Source organism: Shigella sp. FC1661 (genome assembly GCF_001712525.1).
Lineage (GTDB): Bacteria > Pseudomonadota > Gammaproteobacteria > Enterobacterales > Enterobacteriaceae > Escherichia > Escherichia coli.
In genome coordinates this window covers 18,854-32,094 of record NZ_MDGW01000222.1, presented here as the reverse complement: position 1 = coordinate 32,094, position 13,241 = coordinate 18,854, and the positions used below count along the sequence as shown (strand labels likewise).

8 protein-coding genes and 1 pseudogene are annotated in these 13,241 nt (G+C 53.5%); 4 read left to right on the top strand and 5 right to left on the bottom strand.

Annotated elements, in window-relative coordinates; translation table 11 throughout:
- Positions 1 to 229: 229 nt before the first annotated feature.
- Together arcB and mnmL are read right to left on the bottom strand one after the other, a co-directional pair.
- Complete coding sequence (arcB, locus tag BFF42_RS13585) at positions 230 to 2,566, bottom strand: aerobic respiration two-component sensor histidine kinase ArcB (RefSeq protein ID WP_000809774.1); 2,337 nt, start codon at positions 2,564 to 2,566, stop codon at positions 230 to 232.
- 95 nt (positions 2,567 to 2,661) lie between these two features.
- Positions 2,662 to 3,591 carry a tRNA modification radical SAM protein MnmL/YtqA gene (gene mnmL / locus BFF42_RS13580; protein WP_012421360.1) on the bottom strand — a complete coding sequence of 310 codons (930 nt, stop codon included), beginning with the start codon at positions 3,589 to 3,591 and terminating at the stop codon, positions 2,662 to 2,664.
- A gap of 674 nt (positions 3,592 to 4,265) precedes the next feature.
- Between mnmL and gltB the strand changes: the two genes are divergently transcribed.
- The 4 genes and pseudogenes from gltB to BFF42_RS13560 all read left to right on the top strand — a co-directional run bounded on the left by gltB (position 4,266) and on the right by BFF42_RS13560 (position 11,142).
- The gene (gene gltB, locus BFF42_RS13575; RefSeq protein ID WP_012421658.1) at positions 4,266 to 8,726 is read left to right on the top strand and encodes a glutamate synthase large subunit; all 4,461 of its coding nucleotides are present in this window, start codon (positions 4,266 to 4,268) and stop codon (positions 8,724 to 8,726) included.
- Positions 8,727 to 8,738: 12 nt separating this feature from the next.
- A complete protein-coding gene (gene gltD, locus BFF42_RS13570) occupies positions 8,739 to 10,157 on the top strand; it encodes a glutamate synthase subunit GltD (protein ID WP_000081674.1) in 1,419 nt (472 codons plus the stop codon).
- Positions 10,158 to 10,340: 183 nt separating this feature from the next.
- Positions 10,341 to 10,745, top strand: a pseudogene (locus BFF42_RS13565) (DUF1016 N-terminal domain-containing protein); the annotation flags it as partial.
- 91 nt (positions 10,746 to 10,836) lie between these two features.
- Positions 10,837 to 11,142 (top strand): transposase, encoded by a 306-nt coding sequence (locus BFF42_RS13560; protein WP_000639208.1) that lies wholly within the window; start codon positions 10,837 to 10,839, stop codon positions 11,140 to 11,142.
- Positions 11,143 to 11,217: 75 nt separating this feature from the next.
- Here the strand turns inward: BFF42_RS13560 and nanQ are convergent, their stop codons facing one another.
- The 3 genes from nanQ to BFF42_RS13545 are packed head-to-tail and all read right to left on the bottom strand — an operon-like array spanning position 11,218 to position 13,240.
- The gene (gene nanQ, locus BFF42_RS13555) at positions 11,218 to 11,682 is read right to left on the bottom strand and encodes an N-acetylneuraminate anomerase (RefSeq protein WP_000979883.1); all 465 of its coding nucleotides are present in this window, start codon (positions 11,680 to 11,682) and stop codon (positions 11,218 to 11,220) included.
- A complete protein-coding gene (gene nanK / locus BFF42_RS13550; protein WP_000209049.1) occupies positions 11,679 to 12,554 on the bottom strand; it encodes an N-acetylmannosamine kinase in 876 nt (291 codons plus the stop codon). The genes nanQ and nanK overlap by 4 nt, the downstream gene beginning before the upstream one ends.
- Entirely contained in the window at positions 12,551 to 13,240 is a 690-nt protein-coding gene (locus BFF42_RS13545) for an N-acetylmannosamine-6-phosphate 2-epimerase (protein ID WP_000054239.1), read from the bottom strand. Before BFF42_RS13545 ends, nanK begins: the two co-directional genes overlap by 4 nt.
- Position 13,241 lies beyond the last annotated feature (1 nt).

Genomic DNA, 13,241 nt, shown 5'->3' with positions numbered 1-13,241 from the left:
TGTGATCATCCTTTCGCAATTGACTGAAACACATTAATTTTTTTAATAAAAATGGTACGCATCACACATTTAACTGATTCATGTAACAAATCATTTAAGTTTTGCTATCTTAACTGCGTGCGGCCTGAAAAACAGTGCTGTGCCCTTGTAACTCATCATAATAATTTACGGCGCAGCCAAGATTTCCCTGGTGTTGGCGCAGTATTCGCGCACCCCGGTCTAGCCGGGGTCATTTTTTAGTGGCTTTTGCCACCCACGCTTTCAGCACTTCTACGTCGTGACGCCACTCTTCTTTCATCTCTTCAATCCATTCACCGACGTTATCTTCCCAGGCAGGAAGGTCAGGAGACTGAATTTGCTGACCCAGCTGTTGCAGATGGCGTAACCCCACTGACCCCGCCGCACCTTTAATTTTATGTCCTTCCTCAACAATGCCTTTTTTATCCTGCGCCGTCAGATTCGACTCCAGCACGCTGACATAGCCCGGCATCATCTTCTCAAACACCGCTAACCCGTCGGTGATCAGCTTCGGTCCTACAAGTTCGAGATACTGTTCCAGCATGGGAATATCGAGCAATGCTTCTGATTTACTGTTCTCTTCTGTCGTCACCGTACTCTCCTCATCATCCTGGGTATCCCAGAATTTCTTGATCATCGCGGTTAGCGCCGGAACCGAAAGCGGCTTACTCAGCACATCATCCATTCCAGCATTGAGGTACTCTTGTTTGTCTTTCAGCACGTTAGCGGTTAAGGCCACCAGCGGCGGTAAATCCTCGCGCGGATAACGCTTCGTCAGTTCACGAGAGATATCCAGCCCGGTCATATCTGGCAACTGAATATCCAGCAACACCAGGTCGTATTCGCCCGGTTTAAACATCTCCAGCGCCGCCTTGCCGGTCATGGCGACATCAACGCTGTTACCTAATTTTTCCAGCACAGAACGCGCAACAATCACGTTCAGTTCAATGTCTTCCACCAGCAGCACATTCAGCGCCGGTAAAGGCATATCGTCTTCATCAAACGCATCATCGACCTCTTCTGCTACCGACGGTGCGTGGATCGTCAACGTAAAGGTTGAACCTTTGCCCTGTTCGCTGGTAACCGTAATATCGCCGCCCATATTTTTCGCCAGACGACGAGAAACGGCCAGACCAATACCGGTGCCGGTGGCAGGTTTACCGCCATGACTGTCTTTCACCTGGTAATACATGGCGAAAATTTTATCCAGCTCATCCTGCGGAATGCCGATACCAGAGTCTTCCACTTCAAAATGCAGCATATCGCCTTCATCGTAGCGCACGCGCACGGTAACCTGGCCTTGCTGGGTGAATTTGACGGCGTTACTGATGAGGTTCCACAGGATCTGCCGTAAACGCGTCCCGTCGGTAATGACCTGATGCGGTAATGGCAGCGTCGGCTCCAGGTTAAAGCGCAATCCTTTTTGTTGCGCCTGCAATGCGGAGAGATTTTCCAGATCGGCAAGGAAGCTGGTGAAATCAACCGGTTGATTATCAAGCTGGACCTTGCGCCGTTCCATCTTATCCATGTCGATAATATCGTTAAAGATATTCCCCAGCGTGACGGCCGAAACATGGATGGTCTTGAGATATTTTTCCTGCTCGGCGGTGAGTTCGGTATCCAGCAGAATGCGGCTCAGACCGACGATACCGTTCAGCGGTGTACGCAATTCGTGACTGATGGTGGAGATAAACGTCGTTTTGTCGCGGCTGGCCCGTTCAAGCGCATCCTGATACCGCTTACGCTCGGTAATGTCGCGACCAAAGCCCATCAAACCGTGACGTTTACCCACGCGGTCGTAGTACGGCACTTTACGGATTTCAAAGCAGGCTTTGCGCCCGTCCGGGTAATCCAGCCACTGTTCATAGGTCAGTGACACATTATGACGGAACACTTTTTCATCGGTTTCAATGACTTTTGCGGCGGCTTCCGGTGAGTAAACATCAGCAGGTTTCAGGTGAACCAGTTGTTTTTCGCTTTTTCCGGTCAGCAGCTCCATCGCGCGGTTACAGCCGGAAAACTCTTTATCTTCGTTACGATAAAAAACCAGGTCGGGTGAAGCATCAAGGAAGGAACGTAAGAATGAGGATTGCTGCTCGAGCTGAATTTGTGTCTCTTCGCGCTCTTTGATTTCAATTTTCAGTTGGCCGAAGGTTTCCTGCAGTTCTGCTTCCGCTTTTTCACGAACGGCAATTTCCTGATTTAGCTGGGCAATATTATCTTTTAACTGAACGTTGAGGCTCAAATCGCGCTCGCGCATCTCCTCCAGTTTTTGCACCAGCCGTGACAGACGTTGTCGTGACTCCTCCAGTTGCTCGACGACCACCGATAGAAAGTAGACCGCCCACGGCGTAATCAGCAAACCAAAGAAGATAGAACGAATAACATCAATGCTTTCGACCTGACCATGCAGCACCATGGTTACCGCCATTTGTACCACAATGGCAAGAACGACGAGGGCCAGCGCCAGCAACATTGAGAAGCGCACCAGACCTAACTTCATCATCAGGTCAACATAATACTGCGCCAGCAGACGAATTTGCTTCATTAGGGAATTCCTTCACGACAACCTGCCCCAATAATACCCAATTCTGACAGTTACGTTATAAATTGTGTGAGAAATGCGGAATTCCCCTCAACGACCTACTCCGTTGGAGGTAGCCACGGACGTCCCAGCGCCGATCCCTGTACGCCATGTTCATTCAGATAGCGATCCAGCTCGACCATTCCCGTCCATCGATTTTCGCACCACAGCGGAGCAAGCAGCGTCGGGCGACGGGCGCTGGCGGAAATGCGGTGGTAGATCACTTCCGGTGGCGTATGGCGAATCATTTCTCCGGCAGTGAGCGTGTAATCCTCCTGTTCAATACCGTTCAAACGCCCCGCTTCCCAGGCTTTCGCCATAATGCTGCCTTTCACAATATGCAGCGGATGCAGCTTTATGCCGTCCACGCCGGTTTCAACCACTCGCTCCAGCGTTTGCAAACATTCAGCCTGCCCTTCGCCAGGCAGGCCGACAATTAAGTGGGAACACACCTTCAGCCCGCGCTGACGTGCCAGCTGGGTTGTACGCTGATAACAGGCAAAATCATGGCCGCGGTTGATGCGATGCAGTGTTTTGTCGTGGGCGGTTTGTAGCCCCAGCTCCAGCCACACTTCGTAACCCTGGTCCTTATATTCGCAAAGCAGATCCAGCACCGCATCCGGCACGCAGTCCGGGCGGGTACCAACACACAAACCGACAATATTGGCCTGGCTCACCGCCTGCTGATACATAGAACGCAGCACCTGAACTTCCGCAAAGGTGCTAGTATACGCCTGAAAGTAGGCCAGATAGCGTTTAGCGCGGTTAACTAAATTCGCCTGGTGCGCCAGTTGCTCGGCAATGGAACGATGCTGCTGCGCTTCATCGGCAAACGAGGCAACATTACAGAATGTGCAGCCACCACGCCCGATGGTACCGTCACGGTTAGGGCAGCTAAAACCGCCGTGCAGCGTCAGCTTATGCACCTTTTGCCCATAACGACGGGTGAGATCACCACCAAACATATTGACTAATTTCTGTAACTGCATAATCTGATAGACCGCGCCTTGAAAAGAGGCCAAAGCCTGCCATTTTTAGCTCAATTCGGCGATGACCTGGATCAATCGTCCCGGCCTGCTTTTATCAACTGCATAATCAATCAAAATTACCGAAGTTTCATGCATAATCACATAAATCACTTTTGCTTATCTTGTGTCAGATTTTTTTATCTCCTTATGGATTTTAGGCAAAAACAGTAGCATGAAACGTCATTACCAATTAAGGCAGTATAAAATGCTGGTTTTATCGTCAGTTCAAGGCAGGATAAGGGTTAACACGCCTTTATGACAGTCAGGAATTGACTGTTTCTCTAACGACTTCCCTTTTAGCCTTAAAGATAAAATTCATTTTAATTTCAGTCACTTAATAAAGAATTTTGCGCTAAAGCACATTTCTGTACCAATAAGCTTGCCATTTGACCTGTATCAGCTTTCCCGATAAGTTGGAAATCCGCTGGAAGCTTTCTGGATGAGCAGCCTGCTCATCATATTTATGCAGTAATTGAGATCCCCTCTTCACCGTATTAACCGATGCGAAAAGGACAACAAGGGGGCGAATGCGAGGCGCGCGTATGACACGCAACCCCCGTCGCCACGCTCTTTCTGTGCCCGTGCGCAGCGGTTCGGAAGTGGGGTTCCCGCAGAGCCTGGGGGAGGTTCACGATATGTTGTACGATAAATCCCTTGAGAGGGATAACTGTGGTTTCGGCCTGATCGCCCACATAGAAGGCGAACCTAGCCACAAGGTAGTGCGTACTGCAATACACGCACTGGCCCGCATGCAGCACCGTGGCGCGATTCTCGCCGATGGTAAAACCGGTGACGGTTGCGGCTTGCTGTTACAAAAACCGGATCGCTTTTTTCGCATCGTTGCGCAGGAGCGCGGCTGGCGTTTAGCAAAAAACTACGCTGTCGGGATGCTCTTCCTGAATAAAGATCCTGAACTCGCGGCTGCCGCACGCCGCATCGTTGAAGAAGAGCTGCAACGCGAAACCTTGTCGATTGTGGGCTGGCGTGATGTCCCCACTAACGAAGGCGTGCTGGGTGAAATCGCCCTCTCCTCTCTGCCCCGCATTGAGCAAATTTTCGTTAACGCTCCGGCAGGCTGGCGTCCGCGGGATATGGAGCGCCGTCTGTTTATCGCCCGCCGCCGCATTGAAAAGCGTCTCGAAGCCGACAAAGACTTCTACGTCTGTAGCCTGTCGAATCTGGTGAACATCTATAAAGGTCTGTGTATGCCGGCGGATCTGCCGCGCTTTTATCTGGATCTTGCGGACCTGCGTCTGGAATCGGCCATCTGCCTGTTCCACCAGCGCTTCTCCACTAACACCGTACCGCGCTGGCCGCTGGCGCAGCCGTTCCGCTACCTGGCGCATAACGGTGAAATCAACACCATCACCGGTAACCGCCAATGGGCGCGTGCGCGTACCTATAAATTCCAGACGCCGCTTATCCCTGATCTGCACGACGCCGCACCGTTCGTCAACGAAACCGGCTCTGACTCCAGTTCGATGGATAACATGCTGGAACTGCTGCTGGCAGGCGGGATGGATATCATCCGCGCCATGCGTCTGTTAGTGCCACCCGCCTGGCAGAACAACCCGGATATGGACCCGGAACTGCGTGCCTTCTTTGACTTTAACTCCATGCATATGGAGCCGTGGGATGGCCCGGCGGGCATCGTGATGTCCGACGGTCGTTTTGCCGCCTGTAACCTCGACCGTAACGGTCTGCGTCCGGCGCGCTACGTCATCACCAAAGATAAGCTCATCACCTGCGCCTCTGAAGTCGGTATCTGGGATTACCAGCCTGACGAAGTGGTCGAAAAAGGCCGCGTCGGGCCAGGCGAACTGATGGTTATCGACACCCGCAGTGGGCGTATTCTGCACTCGGCAGAAACCGATGACGATCTGAAAAGCCGCCATCCATATAAAGAGTGGATGGAGAAAAACGTCCGCCGACTGGTACCGTTTGAAGATCTGCCCGATGAAGAAGTGGGTAGCCGCGAACTGGACGACGACACGCTTGCCAGCTACCAGAAACAGTTTAACTACAGCGCGGAAGAGCTGGACTCCGTAATTCGCGTACTGGGCGAAAACGGTCAGGAAGCGGTCGGTTCGATGGGCGATGATACCCCATTCGCCGTGCTCTCCAGTCAGCCGCGCATTATTTACGACTACTTCCGCCAGCAGTTTGCCCAGGTGACTAACCCGCCAATCGACCCGCTGCGTGAAGCGCATGTTATGTCGCTCGCCACCAGTATCGGTCGTGAAATGAACGTCTTTTGCGAAGCAGAGGGCCAGGCGCACCGTTTAAGCTTTAAATCGCCGATTCTGCTCTACTCCGATTTCAAACAGCTCACGACGATGAAAGAGGAGCACTACCGCGCAGATACGCTGGATATCACCTTTGACGTCACTAAAACCACGCTCGAAGCGACAGTCAAAGAGCTGTGCGACAAAGCCGAAAAAATGGTACGTAGCGGCACCGTGCTGCTGGTGCTCTCCGACCGGAATATCGCTAAAGATCGCCTGCCGGTTCCAGCCCCGATGGCGGTTGGCGCGATCCAGACCCGTCTGGTCGATCAAAGCCTGCGTTGCGATGCCAACATCATCGTCGAAACCGCCAGCGCCCGCGATCCGCACCACTTCGCCGTGTTGCTGGGCTTCGGCGCGACGGCTATTTATCCATACCTTGCCTATGAAACGCTGGGCCGCCTGGTAGACACCCATGCGATTGCCAAAGATTATCGTACCGTGATGCTCAACTACCGTAACGGCATCAACAAAGGCTTGTACAAAATCATGTCCAAAATGGGCATCTCCACCATCGCCTCTTACCGCTGCTCGAAACTGTTTGAAGCGGTCGGTCTGCACGATGATGTAGTGGGCCTGTGCTTCCAGGGGACGGTCAGCCGCATTGGTGGGGCGAGCTTTGAAGACTTCCAGCAGGATCTGCTGAACCTGTCGAAACGTGCCTGGCTGGCGCGTAAGCCCATCAGCCAGGGCGGCCTGCTGAAATACGTCCACGGCGGCGAATACCACGCTTACAACCCGGACGTGGTGCGCACGCTGCAACAGGCGGTACAAAGCGGCGAGTACAGCGACTATCAGGAATACGCGAAGCTGGTTAATGAGCGTCCGGCAACCACGCTGCGCGATCTGCTGGCAATTACGCCGGGTGAAAACGCGGTCAACATTGCTGATGTTGAACCGGCAAGCGAACTGTTTAAACGCTTTGATACCGCCGCGATGTCTATCGGCGCGTTAAGCCCGGAAGCCCACGAGGCGCTGGCGGAAGCGATGAATAGCATCGGCGGTAACTCGAACTCCGGTGAAGGCGGCGAAGACCCGGCGCGCTATGGCACTAACAAAGTGTCGCGCATCAAGCAGGTGGCTTCTGGTCGCTTCGGCGTTACTCCGGCGTATCTGGTCAATGCCGACGTCATTCAGATTAAAGTCGCCCAGGGCGCGAAGCCGGGCGAAGGCGGTCAGTTGCCGGGTGACAAAGTCACTCCTTACATCGCCAAACTGCGCTATTCGGTGCCCGGAGTGACGCTGATCTCCCCGCCGCCGCACCACGATATCTACTCTATCGAGGACTTAGCGCAGCTCATTTTCGACCTCAAGCAGGTTAACCCGAAAGCGATGATCTCCGTGAAGCTGGTTTCCGAACCGGGCGTAGGCACCATCGCGACTGGTGTGGCAAAAGCTTATGCCGATTTAATCACCATCGCAGGCTATGACGGTGGCACCGGCGCAAGCCCGCTGTCGTCAGTGAAATACGCAGGTTGCCCGTGGGAGCTGGGGCTTGTTGAAACCCAGCAGGCGCTGGTTGCCAATGGTCTGCGTCATAAGATCCGTTTGCAGGTCGATGGCGGCCTGAAAACCGGTGTTGATATCATCAAAGCGGCGATTCTCGGCGCAGAAAGCTTCGGCTTCGGCACTGGCCCAATGGTCGCGCTCGGCTGTAAATATCTGCGTATTTGCCACCTGAACAACTGCGCAACGGGTGTGGCAACTCAGGATGACAAACTGCGTAAGAATCACTATCACGGCCTGCCGTTCAAGGTGACGAATTACTTTGAGTTTATCGCCCGTGAAACCCGCGAGCTGATGGCACAGCTGGGGGTAACGCGGCTGGTGGATCTGATTGGTCGCACCGACCTGCTGAAAGAGCTGGACGGTTTCACCGCCAAACAGCAGAAACTGGCGCTGTCGAAGCTGCTGGAGACCGCCGAACCGCATCTAGGTAAGGCACTCTACTGCACCGAAAACAACCCGCCGTTTGATAACGGCCTGCTGAACGCGCAGTTGCTGCAACAGGCGAAACCGTTTGTCGATGGACGCCAGAGCAAAACCTTCTGGTTCGATATCCGCAATACCGATCGCTCCGTGGGCGCGTCGCTTTCAGGCTATATCGCCCAGACGCACGGCGATCAGGGGCTGGCAGCCGATCCTATCAAAGCGTACTTCAACGGCACCGCAGGCCAGAGTTTCGGTGTATGGAACGCGGGCGGCGTGGAACTGTACCTGACCGGGGATGCCAACGACTATGTCGGTAAAGGCATGGCGGGCGGCTTAATCGCCATTCGTCCTCCGGTTGGTTCCGCCTTCCGCAGCCATGAAGCAAGTATTATCGGCAACACCTGCCTGTATGGCGCGACCGGTGGTCGTCTGTATGCCGCAGGCCGCGCGGGTGAACGTTTCGGCGTGCGGAACTCCGGTGCTATCACCGTGGTAGAAGGCATTGGCGACAACGGCTGTGAATATATGACGGGCGGTATTGTCTGTATTCTGGGTAAAACCGGCGTTAACTTCGGTGCGGGCATGACCGGCGGCTTCGCTTACGTTCTCGATGAAAGCGGTGATTTCCGCAAACGCGTTAACCCGGAACTGGTCGAGGTCTTAAACGTTGACGATCTGGCGATCCATGAAGAGCATCTGCGCGGTCTTATCACCGAGCATGTTCAGCATACTGGCTCTCAGCGCGGTGAAGAGATTCTGGCGAACTGGTCAACCTTCGCCACTAAATTTGCGCTGGTTAAACCGAAGTCCAGTGATGTAAAAGCACTGCTGGGTCACCGTAGTCGTAGCGCAGCAGAGTTGCGCGTGCAGGCGCAGTAAGGGGTAGCAACAATGAGTCAGAATGTTTATCAATTTATCGACCTGCAGCGCGTTGATCCGCCTAAGAAACCGCTGAAGATCCGCAAAATTGAGTTTGTTGAAATTTACGAGCCGTTTTCCGAAGGCCAGGCCAAAGCGCAGGCTGACCGCTGCCTGTCGTGCGGCAACCCATACTGCGAGTGGAAATGTCCGGTACACAACTACATCCCGAACTGGCTGAAGCTCGCCAACGAGGGGCGTATTTTTGAAGCGGCGGAACTGTCGCACCAGACCAACACCCTGCCGGAAGTTTGCGGACGAGTCTGCCCGCAAGACCGTCTGTGCGAAGGTTCCTGCACTCTGAACGATGAGTTTGGCGCGGTGACCATCGGCAACATTGAGCGTTATATCAATGATAAAGCGTTCGAAATGGGCTGGCGTCCGGATATGTCCGGCGTGAAGCAAACCGGTAAAAAAGTGGCGATTATCGGCGCAGGCCCGGCAGGTCTGGCGTGTGCGGATGTCCTGACGCGTAACGGCGTAAAAGCCGTTGTCTTCGACCGTCATCCAGAAATTGGCGGGCTGCTGACCTTCGGTATTCCGGCCTTCAAGCTGGAAAAAGAGGTAATGACGCGTCGCCGTGAAATCTTCACCGGCATGGGTATTGAATTCAAACTCAATACCGAAGTGGGCCGCGACGTGCAGCTGGACGATCTGCTGAGTGATTACGATGCCGTCTTCCTTGGCGTCGGGACTTATCAGTCAATGCGCGGCGGGCTGGAAAACGAAGACGCCGATGGCGTGTACGCAGCGCTGCCGTTCCTTATCGCCAACACCAAACAGTTAATGGGCTTTGGTGAAACCCGCGACGAACCGTTCGTCAGCATGGAAGGCAAACGCGTGGTGGTCCTTGGCGGTGGCGACACTGCGATGGACTGCGTGCGTACGTCCGTGCGCCAGGGAGCGAAGCACGTTACCTGTGCCTATCGTCGTGATGAAGAGAACATGCCGGGTTCCCGCCGCGAAGTGAAAAACGCGCGGGAAGAAGGCGTAGAGTTCAAATTCAACGTCCAGCCACTGGGGATTGAAGTGAACGGTAACGGCAAAGTCAGCGGCGTAAAAATGGTACGTACCGAAATGGGCGAACCGGATGCCAAAGGCCGTCGCCGCGCGGAGATCGTTGCAGGTTCCGAACATATCGTTCCGGCAGATGCAGTGATCATGGCGTTTGGTTTCCGTCCACACAACATGGAATGGCTGGCAAAACACAGCGTCGAGCTGGATTCACAAGGCCGCATCATCGCCCCGGAAGGCAGCGACAACGCCTTCCAGACCAGCAACCCGAAAATCTTTGCTGGCGGCGATATCGTCCGTGGTTCCGATCTGGTGGTAACCGCTATTGCCGAAGGTCGTAAGGCGGCAGACGGTATTATGAACTGGCTGGAAGTTTAAGCTCTGTCCCAGCGCCGCCTCCTCAGAAAAGAGTCGGCGCTGAAATTCTCCTTTCTTTCTGGAAAGCGCCTCGCATAATCTGAAGAAAACCAATGTAATACGCTCATCTGGATTGTTACCGGTAGATGCCCGGCGTATAGCTGATTCCATTATTCAACGCAGCGCCATATAAAGGGACAGATAATGGAATCGCTCTCAGAGAGAACCTCAACAGGCTACCAGCAAATCCACGACGGTATTATTCACCTGGTCGATAGCGCCCGGACGGAAACGGTACGTAGCGTTAACGCGCTGATGACCGCGACATACTGGGAAATTGGCCGACGAATTGTCGAATTTGAACAAGGTGGCGAGGCAAGGGCTGCGTATGGTGCGCAGCTAATCAAGCGACTATCAAAGGATTTAAGTCTAAGGTATAAGCGTGGGTTCTCTGCAAAAAACTTACGCCAAATGAGGCTTTTTTACCTCTTTTTTCAACATGTTGAAATTCGCCAGACAGTGTCTGGCGAATTAACACCATTGGGAATTCCGCAGACACCATCTGCAGAATTCCCATCGGCAAAGATTTGGCAGACGCTGTCTGCCAAATTGAGAGGCTGTTTGATATTTCCACAGCTTTTGTATTGCATCTCCTATTTTCGGTTTGTATATTCATGCAAATAAACGAAGGAAAGTTGCCATGATTTACATTGAACAGCTTGAATTAATCCATAAAAGTGGTGATGTGTTGTATCCAGTAAAAATAACCAGAAAATCATCAGGAAAAACTGCCTTCCATCTTGTTCCATTCGGCTTAAATAAGACTCACGACCTTCTAGAGGTGGAAGATGCTTCAGAAGCAATTCGGCTGGTGATTGATGAACGTCATTCCATTCGCTGCAGTACACTTACAGCAACTATTACGAATAAAAAGGGCAAGCGAATTAAGCGGACAGGTATATACAGTATCAAGGGTGTTAACATAAAAGAATACAACGTCAGGTAATGGCACAGAGCGGTCCGTCAGTTCAGGTTTGGCTCTGTGCCAAAGATGGGTCAGGTCACACCTGATCTAATAAATTTAAGCCATTAAATCAGCCTTAACCTTCACCACCACCTTTTTAATCTCACCCGGCTCGCCGACAACGCATCCTGGTTTATGCGGTTCACTTGGCATAAACACGGCGAACATTCCCGGTTTTAAGATGATGGCTTGCTCGTTATCAATGGTGCTGCAAAGCTGATAATCATCCTCATGGTGGAACTCTTCACACTGGCGCGCAGTGCCTGCCATGCCAAACAGAATCCGTTCCTCACCGTTTAATAACAGCTGGATATCAATGTATTGCTCGTGCAATTCCGCTTTTTTCTCGACGGGCGATTGAGTGTTAAACGTCATGACATTCATAAAGATATTGTCGCCCTGTAATTCGTAACGACCCGGCGCTTTTTCTTGCGGTCTGGCAGCTAATGCCAGCGTTAACGCGTCCTGTAACGCAGGATGTAACCCAGCAGACGGTAATGACTGTACTTCACCCATCATCATAATTTTTCTCCCTGGGCCAACAGCGCAGCCCCAAGTAAACCTGCATCGTGGCGGTAGTGCGCCGCCAGTAAATCAACATGAAATGCCGCTGGCTCCTGCGCCAGATACGTTTTCACCAACGCCAGATACCCTTCTGCCAGACCAACGCTGCCACCGACCACCACGCACTGGCAATCAGTTGTGGCTTTAATATCAGCGATCAGCCTTGCCAGCACATGTGCGGAGCGGTGAATCAGTTGCTGCGCCTGCTCGTCGCCCTGCCCGGCGCGTGTGAAAATAGTTCTCGCATCCGCGCCCATGAGTTCACCTTGCGCTGCCGCTGCAATACCGCGACCAGAAGCAATCGCTTCCACGCAACCTGTGCGTCCACAGCCGCAGACTGGGCCGTGTGGATCGGCAAGCGTATGCCCGATGTGCCCCGCCAGACCGCTAGGGCCGGTAAGCAGTTTACCGCCGCTCACTACACCGCCGCCGACGCCAGTGGAAACGGTGATAAACACCATATCGGTTATATCGCCTTCCAGCGCCTGATACTCTGCCCATGCTGCGGCCTGCGCGTCGTTAATGGCAATGGTCGGCAAATTGGAAAGTTGTTCCAGCGTTTTGACTAACGGAAAGTGTAGCAATCCACCAAGATTATGCGGATTCAGCGCCAGCAAGCTGCCGTCGCGAATAATTCCGGTTGAAGCGATGGCAACCTGCTGCGCATGAGCTTGCAACGGGGCGACTAACGCGGCTAAGGCATCACGCAACGCCTGCGGAGTCTGGCTGGCTGGTGTCGGAAGTTCTCGGCGATCGCGGATCTGCCCGTCAGCGCCAATCAGCGCGGCGGCAAGTTTAGTACCGCCGATATCAATCGCCAACGTGGTCATAGCACCGCCTTTTTCATCGCTGTGTTGTACCACTGACAAATGTGTTCAAGACGCGTAATGGCAGAACCGACCGTCACCGCCCACGCGCCGTGGCGCATCGCATCTGCCGCCTGAGCAGGCGTGTTGTAACGCCCTTCGGCAATCACCCGACATCCGGCGTCGCTCAACGTTTTCACCAGCGCCAGATCCGGCTCTTCTGGCGTTTCAGGCGTGGTATAGCCAGAAAGCGTAGTGCCAATAATTTCGGCTCCCAGCTTTTGGCATGCCAGGCCGTCTTCCGGCGTTGAGCAGTCGGTCATCGCCAGTAAACCGTGATGGTGAATACGTGCCAGCAGCGTTTCAACAGGCACCGGACGCGGGCGGTCGGTGCCGTCAATGGCGATAATGTCCGCGCCCGCCTGCGCCAGCGCATCAACATCTTCAATATAGGCCGTGATGCGTACCGGAGAATCCTCCAGATCGCGTTTCACAATTCCAATAATCGGCACGCTCACCACCGCACGCGTGGCTTGCAGATTTGCCACACCTTCAATGCGAATGGCAACCGCGCCCGCCTGTTCTGCCGCTAATGCCATGGCAGCGACGATTTCGGGTTTATCGAGCGGGCTGTCCGGAACCGGCTGGCAGGAGACAATCAGGCCACCGTTAGCAGCGATTTTTTGATCCAGTTGTGCAAGTAACGACATA

Excerpts from the sequence above, each read along its gene's own strand:
- arcB (WP_000809774.1), bottom strand. The coding sequence starts at position 2,566 with ATGAAGCAAATTCGTCTGCTGGCGCAGTATTATGTTGACCTGATGATG.
- mnmL (WP_012421360.1), bottom strand. The coding sequence starts at position 3,591 with ATGCAGTTACAGAAATTAGTCAATATGTTTGGTGGTGATCTCACCCGT.
- gltB (WP_012421658.1), top strand. The coding sequence starts at position 4,266 with ATGTTGTACGATAAATCCCTTGAGAGGGATAACTGTGGTTTCGGCCTG.
- gltD (WP_000081674.1), top strand. The coding sequence starts at position 8,739 with ATGAGTCAGAATGTTTATCAATTTATCGACCTGCAGCGCGTTGATCCG.
- BFF42_RS13560 (WP_000639208.1), top strand. The coding sequence starts at position 10,837 with ATGATTTACATTGAACAGCTTGAATTAATCCATAAAAGTGGTGATGTG.
- nanQ (WP_000979883.1), bottom strand. The coding sequence starts at position 11,682 with ATGATGATGGGTGAAGTACAGTCATTACCGTCTGCTGGGTTACATCCT.
- nanK (WP_000209049.1), bottom strand. The coding sequence starts at position 12,554 with ATGACCACGTTGGCGATTGATATCGGCGGTACTAAACTTGCCGCCGCG.
- BFF42_RS13545 (WP_000054239.1), bottom strand. The coding sequence starts at position 13,240 with ATGTCGTTACTTGCACAACTGGATCAAAAAATCGCTGCTAACGGTGGC.